This is a genomic window from Streptococcus oralis subsp. oralis (genome assembly GCF_002096435.1).
GTDB lineage: Bacteria > Bacillota > Bacilli > Lactobacillales > Streptococcaceae > Streptococcus > Streptococcus oralis_AA.
Window position 1 is genome coordinate 504292 of sequence record NZ_NCUI01000025.1, and the last position, 26502, is coordinate 530793.

At 41.3% G+C, this 26502-nt stretch carries 29 protein-coding genes and 1 pseudogene; 27 read left to right on the forward strand and 3 right to left on the reverse strand.

Going from position 1 to position 26502, the window contains the following annotated elements:
- Positions 1 to 184 precede the first annotated feature (184 nt).
- From B7723_RS08705 to B7723_RS08730, 6 genes are all read left to right on the forward strand, one after another.
- Positions 185 to 1846, forward strand: coding sequence for a ribonuclease J (locus B7723_RS08705; protein ID WP_033630236.1), 1662 nt, complete (start codon positions 185 to 187; stop codon positions 1844 to 1846).
- A gap of 68 nt (positions 1847 to 1914) precedes the next feature.
- Positions 1915 to 2694, forward strand: coding sequence for an alpha/beta hydrolase (locus tag B7723_RS08710; RefSeq protein WP_084849494.1), 780 nt, complete (start codon positions 1915 to 1917; stop codon positions 2692 to 2694).
- A gap of 104 nt (positions 2695 to 2798) precedes the next feature.
- Complete coding sequence (locus B7723_RS08715; RefSeq protein WP_084849493.1) at positions 2799 to 3500, forward strand: M57 family metalloprotease; 702 nt, start codon at positions 2799 to 2801, stop codon at positions 3498 to 3500.
- Positions 3501 to 3601: 101 nt separating this feature from the next.
- Positions 3602 to 5449: an excinuclease ABC subunit UvrC gene (gene uvrC / locus B7723_RS08720; protein WP_084849492.1), complete on the forward strand. Its 1848-nt coding sequence runs from the start codon at positions 3602 to 3604 to the stop codon at positions 5447 to 5449.
- Positions 5439 to 6272 (forward strand): metallophosphoesterase family protein, encoded by an 834-nt coding sequence (locus tag B7723_RS08725; RefSeq protein ID WP_084849491.1) that lies wholly within the window; start codon positions 5439 to 5441, stop codon positions 6270 to 6272. The genes uvrC and B7723_RS08725 overlap by 11 nt, the downstream gene beginning before the upstream one ends.
- A 327-nt stretch (positions 6273 to 6599) precedes the next feature.
- Positions 6600 to 7148, forward strand: a complete 549-nt coding sequence (locus B7723_RS08730) for a hypothetical protein (RefSeq protein ID WP_000722941.1) — start codon at positions 6600 to 6602, stop codon at positions 7146 to 7148.
- 182 nt (positions 7149 to 7330) lie between these two features.
- Here the strand turns inward: B7723_RS08730 and B7723_RS08735 are convergent.
- Positions 7331 to 8122 (reverse strand): annotated as a pseudogene (locus B7723_RS08735) (amino acid ABC transporter substrate-binding protein).
- A 180-nt stretch (positions 8123 to 8302) separates the two neighbouring features.
- Between B7723_RS08735 and B7723_RS08745 the strand changes: the two are divergent.
- From B7723_RS08745 to brnQ, 5 genes are all read left to right on the forward strand, one after another.
- Entirely contained in the window at positions 8303 to 8908 is a 606-nt protein-coding gene (locus B7723_RS08745) for a nitroreductase family protein (RefSeq protein WP_084849490.1), read from the forward strand.
- A 9-nt stretch (positions 8909 to 8917) separates the two neighbouring features.
- Positions 8918 to 10318 (forward strand): dipeptidase PepV, encoded by a 1401-nt coding sequence (gene pepV, locus B7723_RS08750; protein WP_084849489.1) that lies wholly within the window; start codon positions 8918 to 8920, stop codon positions 10316 to 10318.
- A 53-nt stretch (positions 10319 to 10371) separates the two neighbouring features.
- On the forward strand, positions 10372 to 10962 hold the full coding sequence (locus tag B7723_RS08755) for a uracil-DNA glycosylase family protein (protein ID WP_084849488.1): 591 nt from the start codon (positions 10372 to 10374) through the stop codon (positions 10960 to 10962).
- Positions 10959 to 11246 carry a rhodanese-like domain-containing protein gene (locus B7723_RS08760; protein WP_084849487.1) on the forward strand — a complete coding sequence of 96 codons (288 nt, stop codon included), beginning with the start codon at positions 10959 to 10961 and terminating at the stop codon, positions 11244 to 11246. The genes B7723_RS08755 and B7723_RS08760 overlap by 4 nt, the downstream gene beginning before the upstream one ends.
- A gap of 184 nt (positions 11247 to 11430) precedes the next feature.
- Positions 11431 to 12756 carry a branched-chain amino acid transport system II carrier protein gene (gene brnQ / locus B7723_RS08765; protein WP_162279205.1) on the forward strand — a complete coding sequence of 442 codons (1326 nt, stop codon included), beginning with the start codon at positions 11431 to 11433 and terminating at the stop codon, positions 12754 to 12756.
- A 48-nt stretch (positions 12757 to 12804) separates the two neighbouring features.
- On the opposite strand, the gene B7723_RS08770 is transcribed toward brnQ, so the two are convergent.
- The gene (locus B7723_RS08770) at positions 12805 to 13356 is read right to left on the reverse strand and encodes a DUF1307 domain-containing protein (protein ID WP_084849486.1); all 552 of its coding nucleotides are present in this window, start codon (positions 13354 to 13356) and stop codon (positions 12805 to 12807) included.
- Positions 13357 to 13674: 318 nt separating this feature from the next.
- Positions 13675 to 14226 (reverse strand): DUF1307 domain-containing protein, encoded by a 552-nt coding sequence (locus tag B7723_RS08775; protein ID WP_084849485.1) that lies wholly within the window; start codon positions 14224 to 14226, stop codon positions 13675 to 13677.
- A 139-nt stretch (positions 14227 to 14365) separates the two neighbouring features.
- On the opposite strand from B7723_RS08775, the gene B7723_RS08780 reads away from it, so the two are divergent.
- The 16 genes from B7723_RS08780 to B7723_RS08855 all read left to right on the forward strand — a co-directional run bounded on the left by B7723_RS08780 (position 14366) and on the right by B7723_RS08855 (position 26494).
- Positions 14366 to 15403, forward strand: a complete 1038-nt coding sequence (locus B7723_RS08780) for a M42 family metallopeptidase (RefSeq protein ID WP_084849484.1) — start codon at positions 14366 to 14368, stop codon at positions 15401 to 15403.
- Position 15404: 1 nt separating this feature from the next.
- Entirely contained in the window at positions 15405 to 15866 is a 462-nt protein-coding gene (locus tag B7723_RS08785; RefSeq protein ID WP_038804884.1) for an HIT family protein, read from the forward strand.
- A 14-nt stretch (positions 15867 to 15880) separates the two neighbouring features.
- Positions 15881 to 16597: an LD-carboxypeptidase LdcB/DacB gene (gene ldcB / locus B7723_RS08790; protein WP_084849483.1), complete on the forward strand. Its 717-nt coding sequence runs from the start codon at positions 15881 to 15883 to the stop codon at positions 16595 to 16597.
- Between the two features lie 122 nt (positions 16598 to 16719).
- Positions 16720 to 17145 (forward strand): 50S ribosomal protein L11, encoded by a 426-nt coding sequence (gene rplK / locus B7723_RS08795; RefSeq protein WP_001085808.1) that lies wholly within the window; start codon positions 16720 to 16722, stop codon positions 17143 to 17145.
- Positions 17146 to 17242: 97 nt separating this feature from the next.
- Positions 17243 to 17932: a 50S ribosomal protein L1 gene (gene rplA / locus B7723_RS08800; RefSeq protein WP_001085675.1), complete on the forward strand. Its 690-nt coding sequence runs from the start codon at positions 17243 to 17245 to the stop codon at positions 17930 to 17932.
- Positions 17933 to 18111: 179 nt separating this feature from the next.
- Entirely contained in the window at positions 18112 to 18624 is a 513-nt protein-coding gene (locus B7723_RS08805; protein WP_001049316.1) for an adenine phosphoribosyltransferase, read from the forward strand.
- Between the two features lie 186 nt (positions 18625 to 18810).
- Positions 18811 to 19755, forward strand: coding sequence for a homoserine O-acetyltransferase MetA (metA, locus tag B7723_RS08810; RefSeq protein ID WP_084849482.1), 945 nt, complete (start codon positions 18811 to 18813; stop codon positions 19753 to 19755).
- An 8-nt stretch (positions 19756 to 19763) separates the two neighbouring features.
- The gene (locus tag B7723_RS08815) at positions 19764 to 20441 is read left to right on the forward strand and encodes a DnaD domain-containing protein (protein ID WP_084849481.1); all 678 of its coding nucleotides are present in this window, start codon (positions 19764 to 19766) and stop codon (positions 20439 to 20441) included.
- A 96-nt stretch (positions 20442 to 20537) separates the two neighbouring features.
- Positions 20538 to 21296 (forward strand): triose-phosphate isomerase, encoded by a 759-nt coding sequence (gene tpiA / locus B7723_RS08820; RefSeq protein ID WP_084849480.1) that lies wholly within the window; start codon positions 20538 to 20540, stop codon positions 21294 to 21296.
- Positions 21297 to 21484: 188 nt separating this feature from the next.
- On the forward strand, positions 21485 to 22006 hold the full coding sequence (locus tag B7723_RS08825) for a Dps family protein (RefSeq protein WP_162279204.1): 522 nt from the start codon (positions 21485 to 21487) through the stop codon (positions 22004 to 22006).
- A 208-nt stretch (positions 22007 to 22214) separates the two neighbouring features.
- Positions 22215 to 22553, forward strand: a complete 339-nt coding sequence (locus B7723_RS08830) for a zinc ribbon domain-containing protein YjdM (protein ID WP_001061600.1) — start codon at positions 22215 to 22217, stop codon at positions 22551 to 22553.
- A 2-nt stretch (positions 22554 to 22555) separates the two neighbouring features.
- On the forward strand, positions 22556 to 23179 hold the full coding sequence (locus B7723_RS08835; RefSeq protein WP_000775204.1) for a Pr6Pr family membrane protein: 624 nt from the start codon (positions 22556 to 22558) through the stop codon (positions 23177 to 23179).
- A gap of 112 nt (positions 23180 to 23291) precedes the next feature.
- Positions 23292 to 24443 carry an MFS transporter gene (locus tag B7723_RS08840; protein ID WP_084849478.1) on the forward strand — a complete coding sequence of 384 codons (1152 nt, stop codon included), beginning with the start codon at positions 23292 to 23294 and terminating at the stop codon, positions 24441 to 24443.
- A 99-nt stretch (positions 24444 to 24542) separates the two neighbouring features.
- Positions 24543 to 25292 (forward strand): tRNA pseudouridine(38-40) synthase TruA, encoded by a 750-nt coding sequence (gene truA / locus B7723_RS08845; RefSeq protein ID WP_084849477.1) that lies wholly within the window; start codon positions 24543 to 24545, stop codon positions 25290 to 25292.
- Complete coding sequence (locus tag B7723_RS08850; RefSeq protein WP_084849476.1) at positions 25282 to 26055, forward strand: bifunctional hydroxymethylpyrimidine kinase/phosphomethylpyrimidine kinase; 774 nt, start codon at positions 25282 to 25284, stop codon at positions 26053 to 26055. Before truA ends, B7723_RS08850 begins: the two co-directional genes overlap by 11 nt.
- Positions 26033 to 26494 carry an ECF transporter S component gene (locus B7723_RS08855; protein ID WP_049490288.1) on the forward strand — a complete coding sequence of 154 codons (462 nt, stop codon included), beginning with the start codon at positions 26033 to 26035 and terminating at the stop codon, positions 26492 to 26494. The genes B7723_RS08850 and B7723_RS08855 overlap by 23 nt, the downstream gene beginning before the upstream one ends.
- The last annotated feature ends 8 nt before the right edge of the window (positions 26495 to 26502 follow it).

The window sequence follows — 26502 nt, forward strand, 5'->3', positions numbered from 1 at the left end:
GTCAAAGTAAAAGAATTCGATTCACAGTAGTGACTAATCTCTAGTTAAAAACCGATCTTCGTTTTGAAAATAATCAAAAAAATGGTATAATGGTAGGAAAAGATTCGGCTGGAAGTTTTAGAACTTTTAGAATAAGAGGGTAAATTAACCCTATAATCAAGATAAATGAAGTTTCGGAGGAAAAATGAGTAATATCAGTTTAACAACACTAGGTGGTGTACGAGAAAATGGGAAAAATATGTACATCGCTGAAATCGATGGTTCTATTTTTGTTTTGGATGCGGGGCTTAAATACCCTGAAAATGAACAACTAGGTGTTGATGTCGTCATTCCAAATATGGACTACCTTTTTGAAAATAGAGATCGTATTGCAGGGGTCTTTTTGACCCACGGACATGCGGATGCTATTGGTGCCCTGCCTTATCTTTTGGCAGAGGCTAAGGTGCCTGTGTTTGGTTCTGAGTTGACCATTGAGTTGGCCAAACTCTTTGTCAAAGGAAATGATACGGTTAAGAAATTCAATGACTTCCATGTGATTGATGAAGATACAGAGATAGACTTTGGAGGAACTGTGGTTTCCTTCTTCCGTACAACTCACTCTATCCCAGAAAGTTTGGGAATAGTACTGAAAACAGCTGAAGGTAGCATAGTTTACACAGGCGACTTCAAGTTTGACCAGACAGCTAGCGAATCCTATGCGACGGATTTTGCTCGTTTGGCAGAGATTGGTCGTGATGGTGTCTTGGCGCTCCTCAGTGATTCAGCCAATGCAGACAGCAATATCCAGGTAGCTAGCGAGAGTGAAGTTGGAGACGAAATTACCCAGACCATTGCAGACTGGGAAGGTCGTATCATCGTTGCCGCAGTTGCCAGCAACCTTTCTCGTATTCAGCAGGTTTTTGATGCTGCAGCAGATACAGGTCGCCGAGTTGTTCTGACTGGATTTGATATTGAAAATATCGTCCGCACTGCGATTCGACTCAAAAAATTATCTCTAGCTAATGAAAGTCTCTTGATTAAACCCAAAGAAATGTCTCGTTTTGAAGACCATGAGTTGATTATCCTTGAGACTGGCCGTATGGGTGAGCCTATTAATGGACTTCGTAAGATGTCCATTGGACGCCACCGTTATGTGGAAATCAAAGATGGGGACTTGGTTTATATCGTAACGACTCCATCTATCGCCAAAGAAGCCGTCATGGCGCGTGTTGAAAACATGATCTACCAAGCTGGTGGTGTGGTGAAACTCATTACCCAAAGCTTGCGAGTATCCGGACATGGGAATGCGCGTGATTTGCAGTTGATGATCAATCTTTTGCAACCAAATTACCTCTTCCCTATCCAAGGGGAGTATCGTGAGTTGGATGCGCATGCCAAGGCTGCCATGGCAGTTGGAATGTTGCCAGAGCGTATCTTCATCCCTAAAAAGGGAACGACCATGTCTTATGAACATGGGGACTTTGTCCCAGCTGGAGCTGTTTCTGCGGGTGATGTCTTGATTGATGGAAATGCCATCGGGGATGTTGGAAATGTGGTCCTTCGTGACCGTAAGGTCTTGTCAGAGGATGGAATCTTTATCGTGGCGATCACTGTCAACCGTCGTGAGAAGAAAATTGTGGCTAAGGCCCGTGTTCATACGCGTGGATTTGTTTATCTCAAGAAGAGCCGCGACATTCTCCGTGAAAGCTCAGAATTGATTAACCAAACGGTAGAAGAGTATCTTCAAGGTGATGACTTTGACTGGGCAGATCTCAAAGGCAAGGTTCGCGACAATCTGACCAAGTACCTCTTTGATCAAACCAAGCGTCGCCCGGCAATCTTGCCAGTCGTGATGGAAGCAAAGTAATAAGCAGAATACCTACAGAAAAAGTCGAAATTCGGCTTTTTCTTATAGAATAGTAAAAGGAGACAACCATGGCAGTTATGAATATTGAGTATTACTCAGAAGTTTTGGATATGGAGTGGGGCGTTACGGTACTCTATCCAGATGCTAGTCGGGTGATTGAACCAGATTGCACAGATATTCCTGTTCTTTATCTTTTACATGGAATGTCAGGAAATCAAAATAGCTGGCTCAAACGTACCAATGTCGAACGCTTGTTGCGTGGAACCAATCTCATTGTTATCATGCCCAATACTAGCAATGGCTGGTACACAGATACCCAGTATGGCTATAACTACTATACTGCTCTAGCAGAAGAACTCCCCCAAGTCATGAAACGTTTCTTCCCCAATATGACCAACAAACGAGAAAAAACTTTCATAGCAGGCCTCTCCATGGGTGGATATGGTTCCTTCAAACTAGCTCTCGCAACCAATCGTTTTTCTCATGCGGCTAGTTTTTCTGGTGCGCTTAGTTTTCAGGAATTTTCTCCTGAAAGTCAGGATCTGGGGTCACTTGCCTACTGGAGAGGAGTTTTTGGAGAGATTAAAGACTGGACATCTAGTCCTCATTCGCTTGAAAGCATGGCTGCAAAATCCGATAAAAAGAGCAAACTATGGGCTTGGTGTGGGGAGCAAGACTATCTCTACTCTGCCAATGATCTCGCAGTGAAAAACCTCAAAAAGCTTGGTTTTGAGGTGAACTATAGTCATAGTCCAGGTAAGCACGAGTGGTACTACTGGGAAAAACAATTGGAGCGTTTTTTGGCTACCTTACCAATTGACTTTGTCTTGGAAGAACGTTTATCTTAGTTTTAGGTTTCTTTCAGTTTTATTCAGTAAAATAGAGAATCTATCTTGGTCAAGGAGAATGTGATTTCAAGATAGGTTCTTATTTTTATGAAAGGTGGGACGTCATGTTCTGGATTATTCGATTATTGTTCCGATTTCTGTTGGGAATTTGGCGTTTCTTCTGGCGTCTGGTTTGGACTGTGGTCATTCTACTGCTCATTGTCTTTGGAGTGGTTTGGTATCTGACAGGTGATTTTCATTCTGCGGTCAATCAGGTTGAAAAAATGAGCAAGATTGGTCAAGGTGGCTGGAATCAATGGAAGGAGACGGGAACGCTGGAAGTCTTGTCTCAGACAGACAGTCACCAACATGCAGAAGGCAAGTGGGCTCAGGCCTCAGCTCGCATCTATATTGAACCTCAAATGGATGAGACCTTCCAAGGTGCCTATGCAGAAGCTATAAAAAACTGGAATCAAACGGGAGCCTTTACCTTTGAGGTGGTTGCGGATCCTAGCCAGGCAGATATTGTGGCAAGTGAGATGAATGATGGATCGACCGCTGTAGCTGGTCAAGCCGAGAGTCAAACCAATTTGTTAACCAAACAATTTATATCTGTAACGGTTCGCCTGAATCACTATTATCTATCCAATCCAAACTATGGTTATTCTTATGAACGGATCGTGCACACAGCGGAGCACGAGCTGGGGCATGCCATCGGTTTGGATCATACCAACGAAACTTCTGTCATGCAGCCAGCAGGTTCTTACTATGGAATTCAGCCTCAGGATGTGAAGGCTGTTCAAGAACTCTATACCAGAAGCGACTAGATGAAGTCGGTGCAATCTGAAAAGAAATCAAAGCTCCTCCAACAAGTGATTGATGGGGCTTTTTGTTCGTCCTGTCACGGCCTTTTTGCTATAATGGAACTATGAATAACTTGATCAAATCAAAACTGGAGCTCTTGCCAACTAGTCCTGGATGCTACATTCACAAGGATAAAAATGGCACCATTATCTATGTAGGAAAGGCTAAAAATCTGCGCAACCGTGTGCGCTCCTATTTCCGTGGAAGTCACGATACCAAGACTGAGGCTCTGGTATCTGAAATTGTGGATTTTGAATTTATCGTCACTGAGTCCAATATTGAGGCACTTCTCCTAGAAATCAACCTGATCAAGGAAAATCAGCCCAAGTACAATATCATGCTCAAGGATGATAAGTCCTATCCTTTCATCAAAATCACCAATGAGCGTTATCCTCGCTTGATTATCACCCGTCAGGTCAAAAAGGACGGTGGTCTCTACTTTGGTCCCTATCCAGATGTAGGGGCAGCAAATGAAATCAAGCGACTACTGGACCGAATTTTTCCTTTTCGCAAGTGTACTAATCCACCGTCTAAGGTCTGTTTTTACTACCATATCGGCCAGTGTATGGCCCATACTATCTGTAAAAAAGATGAGGCCTATTTCAAGTCCATGGCTCAGGAGGTTTCTGATTTCCTAAAAGGGCAGGATGATAAAATCATCGATGACCTCAAGGGCAAGATGGCAAAGGCAGCTCAAAGTATGGAGTTTGAACGTGCGGCGGAATACCGTGACCTGATTCAGGCCATTGGGACGCTTCGGACCAAGCAAAGGGTCATGGCAAAAGATTTGCAAAATCGGGACGTCTTTGGCTACTATGTGGATAAGGGCTGGATGTGTGTTCAGGTTTTCTTTGTCCGTCAAGGAAAACTCATCGAGCGGGATGTCAATCTCTTCCCCTACTACAATGATCCGGACGAGGACTTTTTGACCTATGTGGGACAATTTTATCAAGAAAAATCTCACCTGGTTCCCAATGAAGTATTGATTCCGCAGGATATCGATGAAGAAGCCGTTAAGGCCTTGGTGGATACCAAGATTCTCAAACCCCAGCGTGGAGAGAAAAAACAACTGGTCAATCTAGCCATAAAAAATGCCCGTGTTAGTCTGGAGCAGAAGTTCAATCTGCTAGAAAAATCTGTTGAAAAGACCCAAGGAGCTATTGAAAATCTGGGACGCTTGCTTCAAATTCCGACCCCAGTCCGTATCGAATCCTTCGATAACTCTAATATCATGGGGACAAGTCCTGTTTCAGCCATGGTGGTCTTTGTCAACGGCAAACCAAGTAAAAAAGATTACCGTAAGTACAAAATCAAGACAGTCGTTGGGCCAGACGATTATGCTAGTATGCGAGAGGTTATTCGCAGACGCTATGGACGGGTTCAGCGTGATGGTTTAACCCCGCCAGATTTGATTGTCATCGATGGGGGACAAGGTCAGGTCAATATCGCTAAGCAGGTTATTCAAGAAGAGCTAGGTTTGGACATTCCCATTGCTGGTCTGCAAAAGAATGACAAGCACCAAACCCACGAGCTGCTCTTTGGAGAACCGCTGGAAGTGGTAGAGCTGTCTCGCAATTCTCAGGAATTTTTCCTCCTCCAACGCATCCAAGATGAGGTGCACCGCTTTGCGATCACCTTCCACCGGCAACTGCGCTCCAAAAATTCCTTTTCTTCACAGCTGGATGGAATTGAAGGGCTAGGACCTAAACGCAAGCAAAATCTTATGAAGCATTTCAAGTCTCTCACTAAAATCAAGGAAGCCAGTGTGGATGAAATTGTCGAAGTTGGTGTGCCAAGAGCAGTCGCAGAAGATGTGAAAAGAAAGTTGAACCCTCAGGAAGAAGTGGAATTGGCTCAAGTAGCGGAAGAGAGAGTAGATTACCAAACGGAAGGAAATTATCATGAACCATAAAATCGCAATTTTATCAGATATTCATGGAAATGTGACTGCCTTAGAAGCAGTGATTGCAGATGCTAAAGCACAAGGAGTCAGTGAATACTGGCTCATGGGAGACATTTTCCTCCCTGGTCCAGGTGCAAATGACTTGGTCGCTCTGTTAAAGGAACTTCCTATCACTGCAAGTGTTCGAGGCAATTGGGATGATTGTGTCTTAGAGGCTTTAGATGGGCAATATAGCTTAGAAGACCCACAGGAAGTCCAGCTCTTGCGTATGACGCAGTATTTGATGGAGCGAATGGATCCTGCAACGATTGACTGGCTACGAAGCTTACCTATGCTAGAAAAGAGAGAAGTTGACGGTCTGCGTTTTTCTCTTTCTCATAATTTGCCAAATAAGAACTATGGTGGTGACTTGCTAGTTGAGAATGATACAGAGAAATTTGACCAACTCCTAGATGATGAAGTTGATGTGGCAGTCTATGGTCATGTTCACAAGCAGTTGCTTCGTTATGGCAGTCAAGGGCAACAAATCATCAATCCAGGGTCGATTGGCATGCCCTATTTTAATTGGGAGGCGTTAAAAAATCACCGTGCCCAGTATGCTGTGATAGAAGTGGAAGATGGAGAATTGGTAAACATTCTATTCCGAAAAGTTACTTATGACTATGAAGCAGAGTTAGAATTGGCCAAGTCTAAGGACCTTCCCTTTATCGAAATGTATGAAGAACTACGCCGAGATGACAACTATCGGGGGCACAATCTGGAACTCTTAGCTAGTTTAATTGAAAAGCATGGGTATGTAGAGGATGTGAAGGATTATTTTGATTTTTTGTAAAAGTTGCTTTAACTAACAAATACTAAATAAAACGATTGGCTAAGCCAATCGTTTTATTTACTTGAGGCTGATAACCTTATCCAAGTTTTGATTTTTTAATCCCTTGTGTGAATGAAATGGCTAACTTCTATATATTTATATTTATTCGAAATAAATGAATAATAATTAGACGGATAGAATTTACGTTATAGTTCGAAATAGAGATACGCTATTGATATATGAAGAAAAGAAACGAATCTAAGTTTTTATAATTTTACAGAAAATATTTGACAATAAAATTATTTTATTTTAAAATGTAATTAATTATAAAATATTAAGGAGAAAGTCATGAAAAAAATTCTTACTTCTAGCTTATTACTTTTATCAGTTGTAACTTTAGCAGCCTGTTCTGGAAATAATTCTAGTAACTCAGCTACCAAAGAATCAACTGCTAAAGAAACGTCCTCTTCAAAAAATGAAACTTCGAAATCTGAGACTTCAAAATCTGAAACTTCAAATAACGAAGCTTCAAAGAAAGATTCTTCAAAAACATCTGATTTTACTCTTTTGACTGATGAAGAAATTGATAAAGCTAAAACAATTGGAGATATGAAGACTCTCTATGGTAAGTTGATTGATAGTTATAAGAAATATGTAAAAGAAGTTGAAGATAAAATCCCAGCAGATCAAAAAGAAAGCTATAAGGATCAAGTTGAACCAGCTCTTGAAGCGATGGAATCTTCAAGAACTGCTTTTAACGAAGGACTTTCAAGTGCTGGTTCTGATGACACGGCTATGCCAGAAGAAGCGCGCACTCCATTTCTTCAACAGTTGAAAACTGCACGTGATTCGTTAAAACAAGCTCTCAAAGGAGCTAGCAGTTTTGTTACTGAATAATGAAATAGGCAGACGAAGATTCGTCTGCTTTTTTGAAAGCCTTTATCTCCTTGTAGAAGATAGATAAGAAAAATAAAGTGGTAATACCGCATTGTGGCTTCTCCATTTTAATAATCTCCGTGAGGAGAAACCAACAAATACTAAATAAAGCGATTGGCTGATTCAATCGCTTTTAATAACTCTTATTGTAACTGAGATTGATCTGGAAGATAAGAACCACCTAGATAGGTGTTGCTGAGTTTTTCGAGAGTTCCATCTTGATAGAGTTCTTTGAGAACTTTATCGAACTGTTCTTTGACCCCTTTTTGGTCGCTCGAGATAATAATATAGTTGTTAGGATTGTCAGCAGAAGGTAGAACGACAACAGATAAATCTAAGCTACGATCTTTGATAATCTTTTAAACAGAAACTTTGTCAAAAACAAGGTAATTAAATTCACAATTAGCAAGGTCAAGGATTCGTTTGCCAACATCCTTGCCAGAAAATTGGATAGTTGCAGGGTTATCTGAGTGTTTCTGATTCCAGTTAGTAATAAATTGGGCATTGGAAGTTCCTGTATCCTCTTGGGTTGTTTTGCCAGCAATTTGGTCAAGGGAAGTCAAAGGATTTTTCTTGTTGCTGACGAGGACGAGGGGGTTGTTTGAAAGAGGAAGTGAGTAGAGGTGTTTCTCTTCTCTTTCTTTTGTGTAACTCAAGTTATTGGCTGCTGCCTGATAGTGACCAGAATCAAGTCCTGGAAAGATGCTTTCCCAGGCGGTTCTTTGGAATTGAATCTCATAATCACTCAGTTTTTTATCAACTGCTTTTAAAACTTCGATATCGAAGCCTGTCAGATTGCCATTTTCTTCGTGGTCAAAGGGAGATACATCCCCAGCTGTAGCAACTACTATTGTCTTTGGAGTTGCTGTTTCTTTTGTTGTTGCTTGGTTCCTGCAGGAAACCCAAAATGGGAGTATGAGTAGTAAAAAGACCAATTTTTTTCATAATGTCTCCATTCAAATGTAAATTACTTATTAGTCTGTCAAAAACTGTTTTATTGAACCAATGTATATTTTTTATGTCTATAATAAAAAATCTTAATCATGAAAAATCTCTGCAAGCTCTTTCAAAATATGGTAGAATGGATGCAGTAGAATTAGAAAAGGAAATCGATTATGAAATTTCTTGAATTAAATAAAAAACGTCATGCGACTAAGCATTTTACTGATAAACCGGTAGATCCCAAAGATGTGCGTACGGCTATCGAAATCGCAACCTTGGCCCCAAGTGCCCACAACAGCCAGCCATGGAAGTTTGTGGTTATTCGTGAAAAAAATGCTGAACTGGCAAAATTGGCATATGGTTCGAACTTTGAGCAGGTATCATCAGCGCCTGTAACCATTGCCTTGTTTACAGACACAGATTTGGCAAAACGTGCTCGTAAGATTGCCCGTGTTGGTGGTGCTAATAACTTTTCTGAAGAACAACTTCAATATTTTATGAAGAATCTGCCAGCTGAATTTGCGCGTTATAGTGAACAGCAAGTTAGTGACTACTTGGCCCTTAACGCGGGTTTGGTTGCCATGAATTTGGTTTTGGCTCTTACAGACCAAGGAATTGGTTCTAATATTATTCTTGGATTTGATAAGTCAAAAGCCAACGAAGTTTTGGACATTGAAGACCGTTTCCGCCCAGAACTTTTGATCACAGTGGGTTACACAGATGAGAAGTTAGAACCAAGCTACCGCTTGCCAGTAGATGAAATTATCGAGAAGAGATAGGAAGAAAAAATGACAGCAATTGATTTTACAGCAGAAGTAGAAAAACGCAAAGAAGACCTCTTGGCTGACTTGTTTAGCCTTTTGGAAATCAACTCAGAACGTGATGACAGCAAGGCGAATGCTGATCATCCATTTGGACCTGGTCCAGTAAAAGCCTTGGAAAAATTCCTTGAAATCGCAGACCGTGATGGCTACTCAACTAAGAATGTTGACAACTACGCAGGACATTTCGAATTTGGTGATGGAGAAGAAGTTCTTGGAATCTTTGCCCACATGGACGTGGTGCCAGCTGGTAGTGGTTGGGACACAGATCCTTACACACCAACTATCAAAGACGGTCGTCTTTATGCGCGTGGTGCTTCAGATGATAAGGGACCTACAACAGCTTGTTACTATGGCTTGAAAATCATCAAAGAATTAGGTCTTCCAACTTCTAAGAAAGTTCGTTTCATCGTCGGAACAGACGAAGAATCAGGCTGGGCGGACATGGACTACTACTTTGAGCACGTAGGACTTGCGAAACCAGACTTTGGTTTCTCTCCAGACGCTGAATTCCCTATCATCAATGGTGAAAAAGGAAATATCACGGAATACCTCCATTTTGCAGGTGAAAATACAGGTGTAGCTCGCCTTCACAGCTTCACAGGTGGTTTGCGTGAAAACATGGTACCTGAATCAGCAACAGCAGTCGTTTCAGGTGACTTGGCTGACTTGCAAGCTAAACTAGATGCCTTTGTTGCAGAACACAAACTCAGAGGAGAAAATCAAGAAGATGCTGGCAAATACAAGGTGACCATCATTGGTAAATCAGCTCATGGTGCTATGCCTGCTTCAGGTGTCAATGGTGCGACCTATCTGGCCCTCTTCCTCAGTCAGTTTGACTTTGCAGGACCTGCAAAAGACTACCTCGACATCGCTGGTAAGATTCTCTTGAACGACCATGAGGGTACAAATCTCAAGGTTGCTCATGTAGATGAAAAGATGGGTGCCCTTTCTATGAATGCCGGTGTCTTCCGCTTTGATGAAACAAGTGCTGACAATACCATTGCCCTTAACTTCCGTTATCCAAAAGGAACAAGCCCAGAGCAAATCAAGTCAATCCTTGAAAACTTGCCAGTGGCTTCAGTTAGTCTTTCTGAACACGGCCATACCCCTCACTATGTGCCAATGGAAGATCCGCTTGTGCAAACCTTGTTGAATGTCTATGAAAAACAAACTGGTCTTAAAGGCCACGAACAAGTCATTGGTGGTGGAACCTTTGGTCGCTTGCTGGAACGTGGGGTTGCCTACGGTGCTATGTTCCCGGACTCAATCGATACCATGCACCAAGCCAATGAATTTATCGCCTTGGACGATCTCTTCCGAGCAGCAGCAATTTATGCAGAAGCTATTTATGAATTGATCAAATAAAACGATAGAAGTCTGAGATTGTATGCTTGGACTTCTTTTTGGAGGGAAAACAGATGTCTCAAATTGAAAGAATCAAGCAAGCCATTATGGCGGATCCGCAAAATACCAGCTATACAGAACGCGGAATCGAACCTCTCTTTGCTGCGCCAAAAACTGCCCGCATCAATATTGTCGGTCAGGCTCCTGGACTTAAAACACAAGAAGCTGGGATTTATTGGAAGGATAAGAGCGGCGATCGCTTGCGGGACTGGTTAGGTGTGGACGAAGACACCTTTTACAATTCAGGTTATTTTGCAGTTCTGCCCATGGATTTTTACTTTCCAGGACATGGCAAGTCAGGCGACCTTCCACCCCGTAAAGGCTTTGCCGAAAAATGGCATCCGCAACTTCTCAAGGAATGTCCAAATATTGAATTGACCCTTTTGATTGGACAATATGCCCAGGCCTATTATTTACATGAGAAAATTAGTGGCAAGGTAACAGAAAGGGTAAAACATTACCAGAACTACTTACCAACCTATTTTCCTCTAGTTCACCCTTCTCCTCGTAATCAAATTTGGATGGCTAAAAATCCTTGGTTTGAGTCAGAAGTGGTGCCAGAGTTGAAAAAAAGAATTAAAACCATTTTAGGAGAAAAAGAATGAAAGAAATTACTTTTAACGATTTTTACCAGCTTTATCAAAATGAGCAACTTTCTCTAGTGGACGTGAGAGAAGTAGAAGAGTTCCAGACGCTTCATTTAGAAGGTGCTCAGAACCTACCACTTAGTCAATTGACTGATACTTATGATCAGTTGGATAAGGACCTCTTGCATTATGTCATTTGCAAATCTGGAATGCGTTCAGCGCGTGCTTGTCAATTTCTAGCTGAACAGGGTTATGATGTTATCAATGTCCAAGGTGGAATGACGGCCTTTGAAAATCTTTAAAGCTATATAGCGATAGAACCTAATCTTCCCTTGTTCGGTTCCAACTGAGTGAGGGATTTTGTTTTTAGATAATTCTTATTTTTAAAAATATTGAAAACATTCAATGATTAATTTTGGATACTTTTTTCAGAGTCTTAATCATGGTATACTAGGTCAGTATTTTAGAAATATGAAGGAGATTATTATGGCTAAAAAAGGTGCCCTAACAGGCTTGCTCCTGTTTGGAATATTTTTTGGTGCGGGAAACTTGATTTTTCCACCTTCTCTAGGTGCTTTATCTGGAGAACAATTTCTTCCTGCCATCGCAGGTTTTGTCTTTTCAGGTGTCGGTATTGCCGTCTTGACACTTATTATTGGAACGCTAAACCCGAAAGGATACATTCACGAGATTTCTAAGAAAATCTCACCTTGGTTTGCGACGCTTTATCTTGCAGTCCTCTATCTATCAATTGGTCCCTTCTTTGCCATTCCACGTACAGCCACAACAGCTTACGAAGTTGGGATTAGTCCTCTCTTATCCGAAGCAAACAAAGGTCTAGGATTGATTGTCTTTACTGTGTTGTATTTTGCAGCGGCTTATTTAATCTCGCTCAATCCATCAAAAATCTTGGATCGAATCGGACGCATCTTAACGCCAGTCTTTGCTTTGTTGATCGTTATCTTGGTTGTACTAGGTGCCTTCAAATACGGTGGAACAAGTCCTCAAACTGCGTCAGCTGCTTATCAAGCTTCTGCCTTTGGTACAGGATTCCTAGAAGGTTATAATACCTTGGATGCCCTTGCCTCAGTCGCTTTTAGTGTGATCGCTGTTCAAACCTTGAAACAACTTGGATTCTCCAGTAAGAAAGAATACATTTCAACTATTTGGGTGGTTGGTATCGTTGTAGCTCTTGCCTTTAGCGCTCTTTACATTGGTTTAGGATTCCTTGGAAATCACTTCCCAGTACCAGCAGAAGTGATGAAGGGTGGAACACCAGGTGTTTACATCTTGTCGCAAGCAACTCAGGAAATCTTTGGTTCAACAGCTCAACTCTTCCTTGCTGTTATGGTAACTGTAACCTGCTTCACAACGACAGTTGGATTGATTGTGTCGACAGCAGAGTTCTTTAACGGACGTTTCCCACAAATCAGCTACAAGGTCTATGCAACAGCCTTTACCTTGATTGGATTTGCCATTGCAAATCTTGGTCTTGATGCAATCATTAAGTACTCAGTGCCAGTACTGGTAATCTTGTACCCAATCACCATCGCCATTGTGATGATTGTGATTGTTAATAAGTTTGTCGCCCTATCAAAACCGGGCATGCAGTTAACTATTGGGCTTGTTACAGCGATTGCTCTTGCAAGCGTCCTTGGAAGTTCTTTTAAGATTGAGTTTCTAGAAAATCTGATTAATGCCTTTCCGTTTGCGTCAGCCTCTCTTCCATGGCTAGTGCCAGCTATTATCGGAATCTTGCTTTCATTGGTCCTACCAAACAAACAAGAGAGTGATGTTTTTGAGATGGAATAAAAAAATTCTTGGTCATCGACCAAGAATTTTTTGTATGAGCACGACTCATTAGTTGGTTTGTTCGGTATAACCAGCTTCTTTAAGCATTTTTTTCGAAGCAGCAAAGCTTACACGGTTTCCAATACCAGAGTATTCGTTCGGCATTGCTTTTTTCAATTCGTCGAGACTTGCGACAGTCATGTCAACTTCGATGTTTTGGATAACTTTTTCGTCTTGAATTTCAACTTTTTGTGTAACCCCTTTGACCCCTTCATAACCTTTATAAGTATCGTTAACAATTTCCTTAATACCTTCCGCGGTATTATTAAGTTTTTCAGGATCGAATACATTATGAACAGTTTGTTTTACAACGTCATCTCCCTTCACAGTATAAGTCAAGGTAGAATGAATTCCAGGTTTGCTATTATGGACAAATGTATGAGTTTCTGTCTCATCTTTCTTTTCAGATGATTGTTGGCTGCTTTGTTTGGTCTCGCTTGACTGAGTTGTTTTGTCTTCTTTGCTACTGCTGCTAGCAGGTGTAGATGCTTGTTTGGAACATCCGAGTAGAAGGACAAGTGAAGCCACTAGGGCTAGTGAAGTTTTAAAAAGAGTTTTCATAGAATTTCCTTTCATAATCAAAGTATTTTGTATTATAACATGATTCTACTACAAAATCAACTAGACCTACCCTTTTATCTGAACTGACATTCCAATGAACAGAAACTAGTCAGACGATTAAAGTTTTGTCTCTATCTATTTCAAATAACTTTTATCCTATGGCTTTATAAGGCTGTGAAGTTTTAAATGCACTTTTTATGGGATTGGGAGGACTCTATTGAACTCATCGGTTAGGGATGTAATAAAATACCCCAAGAGTTAGAGTTGTGTCTAACTTTTGGGGTGGACCTAAACTAGTCTATATGAAATTTTAGGAGATTAGTTCGTCTTTTCTGTGAACCCCATTTTTTCCAGTGCTTTTTTAGAGTTTGAGAAACTGACACGATTGCCGATACCAGAATATTCTTCAGGAAGTGCTTTTCTAAGTTCGCTAATGCTTGCAACTGAGAAATCAACTTCTAAATCTTGAACAACTTTTCCATCTTTGATTTCAATCGTTTGTTTAACACCTTTGAGTCCATTATAACCTTTGTACTTTTCTTCGATAAAACTCTTGACATCTTCTGGAGTTGCGTTAAGAATCTCAGGATCTGCAATGTTATGAGCTGATTGCTTGATAACATTGTCGCCTTCTACAGTATAAACCAAGGTAGAAGTGATTCCAGAATTGCTTTTGTTTACAAAGGTATGTGTTTTAGTTGTTTCTTTCTTTTCAGATGATTGCTCAGTGCTTTGTTTGCTCTCACTTGACTGAGTTGTTGTGTCTTCTTTAGAACTGCTGTTTGCAGGTGTTGATGCTTGTTTGGAACATCCGAGCAGGAGAACAAGTGAAGCCACAAGGGCTAGTGATACTTTAAAGTATGATTTCATATTTGTTACTTTCCTTTCATAATCAAAGTATTTGTATTATAACATGGATCTATAGTGAAAGCAACTAAACACAGTTTTTCTCCTTTTGGGAAGGAGTCTGACTAGAAAAATGTTATAATGGTAGGAAAGAGGTGAAGAAATGAATCAGACTATAAACTATATCAAAGAACTAACCGCTATTGCATCTCCAACAGGCTTTACTCGTGAGATTTCAGACTACCTAGTCCATACTTTAGAAGAGCTTGGTTACCAGCCTGTTCGTACAGCTAAGGGTGGTGTCAATGTGACCATTAAAGGTCAAAATGATGACCAACACCGCTATGTGACTGCCCATGTGGATACGCTGGGTGCTATTGTCCGTGCAGTCAAACCAGATGGCCGTCTCAAATTAGATCGTATCGGTGGTTTCCCTTGGAACATGATTGAGGGAGAAAACTGTACCGTTCATCTGGCTAGCACAGGTCAAAAGGTATCTGGAACCATCCTCATTCACCAGACTTCTTGTCATGTCTACAAGGATGCAGGAACTGCAGAACGCACACAGGACAATATGGAAGTGCGTTTGGACGAAAAAGTAACCAATGAAAAGGAGACGCGCGCCTTGGGCATCGAGGTTGGCGACTTTATCAGTTTTGACCCGCGAACTGTCGTGACAGAGACTGGTTTTATCAAGTCTCGCCACTTGGATGACAAGGTCAGCGCAGCAATTTTGCTCAATCTTCTTCGTGTTTATAAGGAAGAGGGGATTGAGTTGCCAGTAACAACTCATTTTGCTTTTTCAGTCTTTGAAGAGGTGGGCCATGGTGCCAACTCCAATATTCCAGCTCAGGTAGTGGAATATCTAGCTGTGGATATGGGAGCTATGGGCGATGACCAGCAGACGGATGAGTATACAGTGTCTATCTGTGTCAAGGACGCTTCAGGTCCCTATCACTATGACTTCCGTCAACACTTGGTAGCTTTGGCGAAGGAGCAAGATATTCCATTTAAGCTCGACATTTATCCATTTTACGGATCGGATGCTTCGGCAGCTATGTCAGCAGGAGCAGAGGTTAAGCATGCCCTCCTTGGAGCTGGTATTGAATCCAGTCACTCTTACGAACGAACACACATTGATTCGGTCATGGCGACTGAGCGTATGGTTGATGCCTATCTCAAAAGCACCTTGGTAGACTAATATGTGCTTGATTTGTCAAAGAATTGAATGGATCAAGGCAGGGGAAAATCCCTACTTTGTAAAAGAACTAGAGACAGGTTATGTTGTTATTGGAGACCACCAATACTTTAAGGGCTATACCTTGTTTTTAGCAAAAGAGCATGTCACAGAACTCCACCATATGGAGACTTCTGTAAAACTTCGTTTTCTAGAGGAAATGAGTTTGGTCCAAGAAGCTGTTGCCAAAACGTTTAAAGCTGAAAAGATGAACATCGAACTTCTAGGAAATGGAGATGCCCACGCTCACTGGCACCTCTTTCCAAGACGATCAGGTGATATGAGGGGGCATGGATTGAATGGCCGTGGTCCAGTCTGGTGGGTGCCCTGGGAAGAAATGGCGGCAGAAGATTGCCAAGTGAAATCCCATGAGTTGGAACAAATGATTAAAGCATTATCCGATGAATTAGAGAAGCACTTGGTATAAGAGAGGAAGAAAAAATGAAAAAAAGATACATCGTTTTATCTGGTTTGCTGGCAGTAACACTAGTAGCATGTTCGCAAGAAAAACCTAAAAATGAAGAAAACACTCAAAAAACGGAACAAACTAGTCAACCTGAAGGAACTGTGGGGAGCAAATCTCAAGCCTCTAGTCAGAAGAAGGCAGAAGTTGTCAATAAGGGAGACTACTATAGTATTCAAGGGAAGTACGATGAAATCGTCATAGCTAATAAGCACTATCCTTTGTCAAAAGACTATAATCCAGGAGAAAATCCAACAGCTAAAGCAGAATTGCTGAAGCTCATTGCAGCAATGCAAGCAGCTGGCTACCCAATCAGCGATCACTACAGTGGTTTTAGAAGTTATGAAACCCAAACCAAACTTTATCAAGACTATGTGAATCAAGACGGTAAGGAAGCAGCAGATCGCTACTCAGCTCGACCAGGTTATAGTGAACACCAAACAGGTCTTGCTTTTGATTTGATTGGGACTAACGGAGAGTTAGTAACAGAGGAGAAGGCGGCACAGTGGCTCTTAGATCATGCAGCTGACTATGGCTTTGTTGTTCGCTATCTCAAAGGCAAGGAAAAAGAGACTGGCTACATGGCGGAAGAATGGCATCTTCGCTACGTTGGAAAAGAAGCCAAAGAAATTGCTGCAAGTGGTCTCAGTTTGGAAGAGTACTATGGCTTTGAAGGTGGCGATTACGTCGATTAAAAAAGTAATTTTTCTCTTGCATTTTTAGATAAATAGTGTATAATAGAAAGGTATGTGTAAAGCATACTTGTGGGAGGTAAAAATCTTTAATTACCGCCAAAACCACAAAGGAGGATTTAAAAATGGCTAAAAAAGTCGAAAAACTTGTAAAATTGCAAATCCCTGCTGGTAAAGCTACACCAGCTCCACCAGTTGGACCTGCTCTTGGTCAAGCTGGTATCAACATCATGGGATTCACAAAAGAGTTCAACGCTCGTACAGCTGACCAAGCTGGCATGATCATTCCAGTTGTTATCTCAGTATACGAAGACAAATCATTTACTTTCGTTACAAAAACACCACCAGCTGCTGTTCTTTTGAAAAAAGCTGCAGGTGTTGAAAAAGGATCAGGTACACCTAACAAAACTAAAGTTGCTACAGTTACTCGTGCACAAGTACAAGAAATTGCAGAAACTAAGATGCCAGATTTGAACGCAGCAAACATTGAGTCTGCAATGCGTATGATCGAAGGTACTGCTCGTTCTATGGGATTCACTGTTGTTGACTAATCAATAACACCCCCAATATAACCCGCAAGACTTCATCATTTCGAGAAGTGACGTGGGAGATGAAAATCGATTGAACCACTTACAAGGAGAATAGAAAATGGCTAAAAAAAGCAAACAACTTCGTGCTGCTCTTGAGAAAATCGACAGCACAAAAGCATACAGTGTAGAAGAAGCTGTAGCACTTGCAAAAGAAACTAACTTTGCAAAATTTGACGCAACTGTAGAAGTTGCTTACAACTTGAACATCGACGTTAAAAAAGCTGACCAACAAATCCGTGGCGCAATGGTATTGCCAAACGGTACAGGTAAAACTTCACGCGTTCTTGTTTTCGCACGTGGTGCAAAAGCTGAAGAAGCAAAAGCTGCTGGTGCAGACTTTGTTGGTGAAGATGACCTTGTTGCAAAAATCAACGATGGTTGGTTGGACTTCGACGTAGTTATCGCTACACCTGACATGATGGCTCTTGTTGGACGTCTTGGGCGTGTCCTTGGACCACGTAACTTGATGCCAAACCCTAAAACTGGTACTGTAACAATGGATGTTGCTAAAGCAGTTGAAGAGTCTAAAGGTGGTAAAATCACTTACCGTGCTGACCGTGCAGGTAACGTTCAAGCAATCATCGGTAAAGTATCATTTGAAGCTGAAAAATTGGTTGAGAACTTCAAAGCTTTCAACGAAACAATCCAAAAAGCAAAACCAGCTACAGCTAAAGGAACTTACGTAACAAACTTGACAATCACAACTACTCAAGGTGTTGGTATCAAGGTTGACGTAAACTCACTTTAATCAGTAGTTTATATCAGAGAACGAGTGCGAAAGTGCTCGTTTTTTTGATGATAAGTTTACTCCAGGAAAAATAACTCCATTAATAACCTGACGGAGCAAGAGAATAGTGCTTTTCCTCTTCTTCTTTCACAGAAAATGTGGTATAATAGAGAGTAAAAAACTTTGAAAGAAAGAAAAAGATGAATTTAAAAGATTATATCGCAACGATTGAAAATTATCCTAAGGAAGGTATTACCTTCCGTGATATCAGCCCTTTGATGGCAGATGGAAATGCTTATAGCTACGCTGTTCGTGAAATTGTTCAGTATGCAACTGACAAGAAAATCGACATGATCGTGGGTCCAGAGGCTCGTGGATTTATTGTTGGCTGCCCAGTTGCTTTTGAGCTGGGAATTGGATTTGCTCCTGTTCGTAAACCAGGGAAATTGCCACGTGAAGTCATTTCTGCTGACTATGAGAAAGAGTACGGTATTGATACCTTAACTATGCATGCTGATGCGATCAAGCCAGGCCAACGTGTTCTCATCGTAGATGATCTTTTGGCAACAGGTGGAACTGTCAAGGCAACGATTGAGATGATTGAAAGACTTGGTGGTGTTGTAGCCGGTTGTGCTTTCTTGATTGAGTTGGATGAGCTTAAAGGCCGTGAAAAAATCGGAGATTACGATTACAAGGTACTTATGCATTATTAATGAAAAACAGTCCTTGGGGCTGTTTTCTCTTCATCTGCTATATAGATTAACTATAGCTAGTTAGAGAAAAACTATAATTGAAAACTATATCTTCATACAGTATAATAAAGGGAAGAAGTATTTGGAGGTTTTTACTTTCAAACAGACAAGATCATTCCCGAAATAGAGAACTGTTAGGAGGATATTATGCCGATTCGAATTGATAAAAAATTACCAGCTGTGGAGATTTTAAGGACAGAAAATATCTTTGTTATGGACGACCAACGGGCTGCTCATCAGGATATTCGCCCCTTGAAGATTTTGATTTTAAATCTCATGCCTCAAAAGATGGTAACAGAAACGCAACTCTTACGGCATTTGGCTAATACCCCTTTGCAATTAGATATTGATTTCTTATATATGGAAACACATCGTTCCAAGACAACTCGTGCCGAACATATGGAAACCTTCTATAAGACCTTTCCAGAGGTCAAGGATGACTTTTTTGATGGAATGATTATTACAGGAGCACCAGTGGAGCATTTGCCTTTTGAAGAGGTGGACTACTGGGAGGAATTCAAACAGGTCATCGAATGGTCCAAGACGCATGTTTTTTCAACCCTCCATATCTGTTGGGGAGCACAAGCAGGTCTTTATGTTCGCTATGGCGTTGAAAAGCACCAGATGGATCGGAAACTATCAGGCATTTATCCACAGGACACCTTGAAAGAAGGGCACCTTCTTTTTAGAGGTTTTGATGATCGCTATGTAGCTCCTCATTCTCGTCATACTGAGATTTTAAAAGAAGAAATCTTAAACAAGACCAATCTGGAGATTCTGTCAGAAGGTCCTGAGGTTGGGGTTTCTATCCTAGCTAGTCGAGATTTGCGTGAGATTTATAGTTTTGGTCATTTGGAGTACGATCGTGAAACTTTGGCAAGAGAGTATTTTCGTGATTATGAGGCGGGACTCGACCCTCATATCCCAGAGAACTACTTTAAAAATGATGATGTAAATGAGACGCCCTGTCTCTGTTGGTCTTCATCAGCTGCTCTCTTTTTCAGCAATTGGGTAAACTATGCAGTTTATCAAGAAACTCCTTTTGACTGGAAAAAGGTAGAGGACGATGCAGCTTCATTTGGATATTTATAAGAGGAATTATGACATATTTTGACGCTTTTAAATCAGGGAACTTGGTTTTGCCAAGTGCCCTGCTCTTGCATTTTAAGGAACTCTTTCCTTCCAGCGAAGATTTTCTCGTCTGGCAATTTTTCTATCTACAAAACACCACAGCCTTAGGAGATGTTTCGCCTAGCCAGATTGCTGAAATCATTGGGAAAGAAGTGGCAGATGTCAACCAATCCATTTCGAATTTGACTGAAAATGGTTTGCTACAATATCGGACCATTGAACTAAATGGGGAAATTGAGCTGATTTTTGATGCTAGTTTGGCTTTTGAACGCTTGGATAGCTTGCTAGACAACCAAACTCCAGATACAACTGCCCCCAACCCGCAGAATCAATTGAAGGATCTGGTTGAAACTTTTCAGCAAGAATTGGGACGCTTATTAACACCATTTGAAATCGAAGATCTTTCTAAGACTGTCAAAGAAGACGGAGTTAAGGCGGATTTGATCAAGGAAGCTCTCCGAGAGGCTGTTCTCAATGGCAAGCCAAACTGGAAATATATTCAGGCAATCCTACGAAACTGGCGCCATGAAGGTATTCTGTCTGTGGCTCAGGTAGAGGCCAAACGAGCAGAGCGAGAAGCGAACAATCCCAAACAAGTTCAGGCTTCGGCTGATTTCCTCGATGCCATGAATTTGTGGCAAGATTAGTCGCTTGAAAAATCTTGAAAATTAGAGTAAGGTTTGCAAGCTCCTTATAAATATGATAGAATAATAGTGAATAAAATGAAAAAAGAGGTATGTGAAATGTCACGTAAACCATTTATCGCTGGTAACTGGAAAATGAACAAAAATCCAGAAGAAGCAAAAGCATTCGTTGAAGCCGTTGCATCAAAACTTCCTTCATCAGACCTTGTTGAAGCAGGTATCGCAGCTCCTGCAGTTGATTTGACAGCTGTTCTTGCTGCGGCTAAAGGTTCAAACCTTAAAGTTGCTGCTCAAAACTGCTACTTTGAAAATGCAGGTGCATTTACTGGTGAAACTAGCCCACAAGTTTTGAAAGAAATCGGTACTGACTACGTTGTTATCGGTCACTCAGAACGACGTGACTACTTCCATGAAACTGACGAAGATATCAACAAAAAAGCAAAAGCAATCTTTGCGAACGGTATGCTTCCAATCATCTGTTGTGGTGAGTCACTTGAAACTTATGAAGCTGGTAAAGCTGCCGAATTCGTAGGTGCTCAAGTATCTGCTGCTCTTGCAGGATTGACTGCTGAACAAGTTGCTGCATCCGTTATCGCTTATGAGCCAATCTGGGCTATCGGTACTGGTAAATCAGCTTCACAAGACGATGCACAAAAAATGTGTAAAGTCGTTCGTGACGTTGTAGCTGCAGACTTTGGTCCAGAAGTTGCTGACAAAGTTCGTGTTCAATACGGTGGTTCTGTTAAACCTGAGAACGTTGCTTCATACATGGCTTGCCCAGACGTTGACGGTGCCCTTGTTGGTGGTGCGTCACTTGAAGCTGAAAGCTTTTTGGCATTGCTTGATTTTGTAAAATAATCTAGGTTATTCCAGACAGTCTTCTAAGACTGTCTTTTTTATAGATGCTGTAAATTTTTCTTAAATTATCAGTCTATTGCAACTTTTCTCAGATAGTACATTTTCCTTGCTATCGTTTTCTGGTAGTAGTATACTTATATTGTAACCACTAAGAAGATGGTTACAAAAAAATGAAAGAGGTAAGAAATATGGTTGAATTGAAAAAAGAAGCAGTAAAAGACGTTACAACATTATCTAAAACAGCGCCAGTAGCATTGGTAAAAACAAAGGAAGTATTGAACCAAGCAGTAGCGGACTTGTATGTGGCTCACATTGCCCTTCACCAAGTACACTGGTATATGCGTGGTCGTGGTTTCCTCGTATGGCATCCAAAAATGGATGAATACATGGACAGCCTTGATGGCTATCTTGACGAAATCAGCGAACGTTTGATCACCCTTGGTGGCAAACCTTACTCAACTTTGACAGAATTCCTTCAACACAGTGAAATCGAAGAAGAAGAAGAAGGGGAATTCCGTAACGTTGAAGAAAGTTTGGAACGTGTTCTAGCGATTTATCGCTACCTCATCACGCTTTTCCAAAAAGCTTTGGATGTGACTGATGAAGAAGGCGATGATGTTACAAACGATATCTTTGTTGGTGCTAAGGCTGAACTTGAGAAAACAGTTTGGATGCTTGCAGCAGAACTTGGACAAGCTCCTGGTTTGTAAAATATAGTTGCTACCCCTTTTATCATGAGGCGCTTGATAAGCGCCCATGAGCAATCATCTTTTAAAAGTCATGTAACTGTAAACAGTTGCATGATTTTTTGTCTGCTGGACTTAGGACACATTGTCAAAAGTAGGATTTTACGGTATAATAGTTGCTGTTCAATAACATATGAATTTTAAAGAATAATTGTTAGTTTAAGGAGGACTTATGAACAACTTACCAAATTGCCCGAAATGTAATTCAGAATATGTCTACGAAGACGGAAGTCTCTTGGTCTGCCCAGAGTGTGCCTATGAGTGGAATCCTGCAGAAGTTGCAGAAGTAGAAGAAGGTGTTGTTGCTATCGATGCCAATGGAAATAAATTGGCTGACGGCGATACTGTAACCTTAATCAAGGACTTGAAAGTAAAAGGTGCGCCAAAGGATTTGAAACAAGGAACTCGTGTTAAAAATATCCGTATCGTAGAAGGTGACCACAACATCGATTGTAAGATTGATGGTTTTGGAGCTATGAAACTCAAGTCAGAATTTGTTAAGAAAATCTAGCCATGAAACTGAATTATAAATTTATTTTTTATAGTCGTGTCCTCTTGTTCTTAGCGGCATTTACAGGAGTTTATTTAGAGATCACCAAGCATGGTGGTTTTGGTATGCTCCTTTACTACACAGTATTGTCCAATCTTTTGGTAACGATTTTCACGGGCTATCTGCTCCGTGTGATGAGCCGTTCAGGTGAAAATTGGCAAAGTCCGACCTTGCTTCGTCTCAAGGGTGGCGTTACCATGAGTATCATGATTACCTGTGTGATTTACCATTTTATGCTTGCTCCGATCGCGACAGACTTTTACCGTGTGGAAAATTTCCTTTGCCACTATATCGTTCCACTCTGGTTTTTAGCCGACACCCTCTTCTTTGATAAACGGGGTCAATACAAGATCTGGGATCCAGTCTTGTGGACCATCTTGCCCTTAGTTTATATGATTTTTGCCTTGTTTAACGGCCTGGTCTTAAAACTCAATATTCCGAATTCCAAGGACAATCCCTTCCCTTATTTCTTTTTAAATGTGAACAAGGGTTGGGACGTGGTCATCAAATGGTGTTTGATCATTTTTGCAGCGTATATGGTTGCAGGCTTCATCTTCTATCTGATCAAGCAAATCAAGCGAAAATAGTCTTCCTATTAGGAAAGTTAGGACGGAGTCTTTAGTTCAATCGGGCTCCTTCTTTTCTTGCCATCTTCCTTCTAAAAGGATCAACAGTGAGAAATATACAGAAAGAAAATTCATGAAACAATTTTTAGAACGGGCTAGTATTTTGGCCCTCTCCCTCGTTTTGATTACCTCCTTCTCCATCTCAAGTGCTCTGCCAGCCATGTTTGACTACTATCAAGGCTACCCTAAAGAACAAATCGAGCTCCTGGTCAGTCTCCCTTCTTTTGGAATCATGATTATGCTGGTTTTAAATGGTTTTTTGGAGCGTTTGTTTCCTGAGCGACTTCAGATTAGTCTGGGCCTTCTCATCCTCTCTATCGGTGGAACAGCTCCCTTCTGGTATCAGGAGTACAACTTTGTCTTTGCGATGCGGATTTTATTTGGCTTGGGTGTTGGGATGATCAATGCCAAGGCCATTTCCATCATTAGCGAACGCTATCATGGAAAGACACGGATCCAGATGTTGGGTCTTCGCGGATCAGCAGAAGTTGTCGGGGCATCGATTTTGACTCTAGTGGTCGGTCAACTCTTATCCTTGGGATGGACAGTGACCTTCTTGGCCTACAGTGCGGGATTTTTAGTATTGATCCTTTATCTGCTCTTTGTCCCTTATGGGAAAGAAAAGAAAGAAACAAAGAAAAAAGAGACTGAAACGACTCGTTTGACAGGACAGATGAAAGGCTTGATTTTTCTATTGGCTGTCGAAGCAGCAGTTGTTGTCTGCACCAACACAGCTATCACCATCCGTATTCCTAGTCTGATGGTGGAAAGAGGTCTAGGGGATGCCCAGTTATCGAGCTTGGTTTTAAGTATCATGCAGTTGATTGGTATCTTGGCTGGTGTGAGTTTTTCTTTCTTTATCTCTCTGTTTAAAGAAAGATTGCTCCTTTGGTCAGGTATCACCTTTGGATTGGGGCAGATTGTGATTGCCTTGTCTCCGTCATTGGGTGTGATGGTAGTTGGAAGTATTGTGGCAGGTTTTTCTTACAGTGTGGCCTTGACCACTGTCTTTCAGCTTCTTTCTGAAAGAATCCCAGCCAAGCTTCTTAATCAGGCAACATCTTTTGCAGTGCTAGGATGTAGCTTTGGAGCCTTTACGACACCGTTTATTCTTGGGGCGATTGGCTTGGTGACTCAAAACGGTATGTTGGTCTTCACCATTCTAGGATGCTGGTTGATTGTCACTTCTATCTTTGTTATGTACGCACTTCAAAAGAGAGCTTAGGATTGGTTTCCTAAGTTTTTCTTTTTTGGAATTTTGTACCCAGACAATTATTGGTTTTTAAACTTGTTTACACTTTTATTTCCTGATAAAATAGAAGTTATGACAAGATATAAAGCAATCATTTCCTATGATGGTTATGCCTTTGCTGGTTTTCAGCGCCAGCCTCATGCGCGGAGCGTTCAAGAGGAAATCGAAAAAACTTTAACGAGACTCAATAAGGGGCAAGCCATCACTGTACACGGTGCTGGTAGGACGGATAGTGGGGTTCATGCTCTTGGTCAGGTTATTCATTTTGATCTGCCCTATCAGATGGATGAGGAAAAACTCCGTTTTGCTCTGGATACCCAGTCACCAGAAGATATCGATGTGATTTCAATTGAGCTTGTGGTGGATGATTTTCATTGCCGTTATGCAAAACATAGCAAGACCTATGAGTTTATAGTAGATAGGGGGCGTCCTAAAAATCCGATGCGCCGTCACTATGCTACTCACTTTCCCTATCCCCTCGATGTAGAGCGGATGCAGGAGGCTGTCAAGAAATTAGAAGGAACCCATGATTTCACCGGTTTTACAGCATCTGGAACGAGTGTAGAGGACAAGGTTCGGACCATTACAGAAGCTAGTCTTAGTGTTGATGAGACAGGGCAGTTTTTAATCTTTACCTTCTCAGGAAATGGCTTCTTGTATAAGCAGATTCGTAATATGGTGGGGACTCTTCTCAAAATCGGCAATAACCGCATGCCAGTTGAGCAGATTGACTTGATTTTGGAGAAGAAAGATAGAAAACTTGCGGGTCCAACGGCGGCACCAAATGGCTTGTATTTAAAGGAGATTCGTTATGAAGAATAATCGTATTTTAGCCCTTTCTGGGAATGATATTTTTAGTGGTGGTGGTTTGTCAGCTGATTTGGCCACTTATACCTTGAACGGCTTGCATGGCTTTGTAGCTGTCACTTGTTTGACGGCCTTGACCGAAAAGGGCTTTGAAGTCTTCCCTACGGATGATACTATTTTCCAACATGAGTTGAATAGCTTGCGTGATGTCGAGTTTGCAGGGATTAAGATTGGCCTTCTTCCTACTGTCAGTGTGGCTGAGAAGGCACTGGACTTTATCAAGCAACGTCCGGGGGTGCCTGTGGTATTGGACCCCGTTTTGGTCTGCAAGGAAACGCATGATGTAGCTGTAAGTGAACTCTGTCAAGAGTTGATTCGCTTTTTCCCTTATGTGAGTGTGATTACTCCTAATCTCCCAGAAGCAGAATTGCTAGCAGATCAGGAGATCAAAACCTTGGAAGATATGAAAGCTGCAGCGCAGAAATTGCATGATTTAGGAGCGCCGGCAGTTATTATCAAGGGAGGCAATCGCCTTAGTCAGGACAAGGCTGTGGATGTCTTTTATGATGGACAAACTTTCACTGTCCTAGAAAATCCCGTTATCCAAGGGCAAAATGCTGGTGCAGGTTGTACCTTTGCCTCAAGCATCGCCAGTCACTTGGTTAAAGGGGATGAACTTTTACCAGCAGTAGAAAATTCTAAAGCTTTCGTTTATCGTGCTATTGCACAAGCAGATCAATATGGAGTAAGACAATATGAAGCAAACAAAAACAACTAAAATCGCCCTTGTATCCCTTCTAACCGCCCTTTCAGTAGTCCTAGGTTATTACTTGAAAATTGGAACGGCAACAGGAATATTGACTCTCTTGGATGCAGGTATTTTCTTTACTGCCTTTTACTTTGGCAGTAAAGAAGGGGCCGTCGTTGGAGGACTAGCAGCTTTTCTGCTTGACCTTTTATCAGGCTTTCCACAGTGGATGTTCTTTAGCTTGGTAAACCATGGCTTGCAAGGATTTTTTGCAGGTTTTAAAGGGAAATGGCAATGGTTGGGCTTAGTCTTAGCTACTATCGTCATGGTAAGTGGCTACGCTCTGGGCTCAACTCTAATGAATGGCTGGTCAGCAGCCTTACCAGAAATACTTCCAAACTTCCTACAAAACACCTTGGGAATGGTTGTGGGATTTGTAGTCTTTCAGAGCGTCAAGAAGATAAAATAAAAAAGTCA

Excerpts from the sequence above, each read along its gene's own strand:
- B7723_RS08705 (WP_033630236.1), top strand. The coding sequence starts at position 185 with ATGAGTAATATCAGTTTAACAACACTAGGTGGTGTACGAGAAAATGGG.
- B7723_RS08710 (WP_084849494.1), top strand. The coding sequence starts at position 1,915 with ATGGCAGTTATGAATATTGAGTATTACTCAGAAGTTTTGGATATGGAG.
- B7723_RS08715 (WP_084849493.1), top strand. The coding sequence starts at position 2,799 with ATGTTCTGGATTATTCGATTATTGTTCCGATTTCTGTTGGGAATTTGG.
- uvrC (WP_084849492.1), top strand. The coding sequence starts at position 3,602 with ATGAATAACTTGATCAAATCAAAACTGGAGCTCTTGCCAACTAGTCCT.
- B7723_RS08725 (WP_084849491.1), top strand. The coding sequence starts at position 5,439 with ATGAACCATAAAATCGCAATTTTATCAGATATTCATGGAAATGTGACT.
- B7723_RS08730 (WP_000722941.1), top strand. The coding sequence starts at position 6,600 with ATGAAAAAAATTCTTACTTCTAGCTTATTACTTTTATCAGTTGTAACT.
- B7723_RS08745 (WP_084849490.1), top strand. The coding sequence starts at position 8,303 with ATGAAATTTCTTGAATTAAATAAAAAACGTCATGCGACTAAGCATTTT.
- pepV (WP_084849489.1), top strand. The coding sequence starts at position 8,918 with ATGACAGCAATTGATTTTACAGCAGAAGTAGAAAAACGCAAAGAAGAC.
- B7723_RS08755 (WP_084849488.1), top strand. The coding sequence starts at position 10,372 with ATGTCTCAAATTGAAAGAATCAAGCAAGCCATTATGGCGGATCCGCAA.
- B7723_RS08760 (WP_084849487.1), top strand. The coding sequence starts at position 10,959 with ATGAAAGAAATTACTTTTAACGATTTTTACCAGCTTTATCAAAATGAG.
- brnQ (WP_162279205.1), top strand. The coding sequence starts at position 11,431 with ATGGCTAAAAAAGGTGCCCTAACAGGCTTGCTCCTGTTTGGAATATTT.
- B7723_RS08770 (WP_084849486.1), bottom strand. The coding sequence starts at position 13,356 with ATGAAAACTCTTTTTAAAACTTCACTAGCCCTAGTGGCTTCACTTGTC.
- B7723_RS08775 (WP_084849485.1), bottom strand. The coding sequence starts at position 14,226 with ATGAAATCATACTTTAAAGTATCACTAGCCCTTGTGGCTTCACTTGTT.
- B7723_RS08780 (WP_084849484.1), top strand. The coding sequence starts at position 14,366 with ATGAATCAGACTATAAACTATATCAAAGAACTAACCGCTATTGCATCT.
- B7723_RS08785 (WP_038804884.1), top strand. The coding sequence starts at position 15,405 with ATGTGCTTGATTTGTCAAAGAATTGAATGGATCAAGGCAGGGGAAAAT.
- ldcB (WP_084849483.1), top strand. The coding sequence starts at position 15,881 with ATGAAAAAAAGATACATCGTTTTATCTGGTTTGCTGGCAGTAACACTA.
- rplK (WP_001085808.1), top strand. The coding sequence starts at position 16,720 with ATGGCTAAAAAAGTCGAAAAACTTGTAAAATTGCAAATCCCTGCTGGT.
- rplA (WP_001085675.1), top strand. The coding sequence starts at position 17,243 with ATGGCTAAAAAAAGCAAACAACTTCGTGCTGCTCTTGAGAAAATCGAC.
- B7723_RS08805 (WP_001049316.1), top strand. The coding sequence starts at position 18,112 with ATGAATTTAAAAGATTATATCGCAACGATTGAAAATTATCCTAAGGAA.
- metA (WP_084849482.1), top strand. The coding sequence starts at position 18,811 with ATGCCGATTCGAATTGATAAAAAATTACCAGCTGTGGAGATTTTAAGG.
- B7723_RS08815 (WP_084849481.1), top strand. The coding sequence starts at position 19,764 with ATGACATATTTTGACGCTTTTAAATCAGGGAACTTGGTTTTGCCAAGT.
- tpiA (WP_084849480.1), top strand. The coding sequence starts at position 20,538 with ATGTCACGTAAACCATTTATCGCTGGTAACTGGAAAATGAACAAAAAT.
- B7723_RS08825 (WP_162279204.1), top strand. The coding sequence starts at position 21,485 with ATGGTTGAATTGAAAAAAGAAGCAGTAAAAGACGTTACAACATTATCT.
- B7723_RS08830 (WP_001061600.1), top strand. The coding sequence starts at position 22,215 with ATGAACAACTTACCAAATTGCCCGAAATGTAATTCAGAATATGTCTAC.
- B7723_RS08835 (WP_000775204.1), top strand. The coding sequence starts at position 22,556 with ATGAAACTGAATTATAAATTTATTTTTTATAGTCGTGTCCTCTTGTTC.
- B7723_RS08840 (WP_084849478.1), top strand. The coding sequence starts at position 23,292 with ATGAAACAATTTTTAGAACGGGCTAGTATTTTGGCCCTCTCCCTCGTT.
- truA (WP_084849477.1), top strand. The coding sequence starts at position 24,543 with ATGACAAGATATAAAGCAATCATTTCCTATGATGGTTATGCCTTTGCT.
- B7723_RS08850 (WP_084849476.1), top strand. The coding sequence starts at position 25,282 with ATGAAGAATAATCGTATTTTAGCCCTTTCTGGGAATGATATTTTTAGT.
- B7723_RS08855 (WP_049490288.1), top strand. The coding sequence starts at position 26,033 with ATGAAGCAAACAAAAACAACTAAAATCGCCCTTGTATCCCTTCTAACC.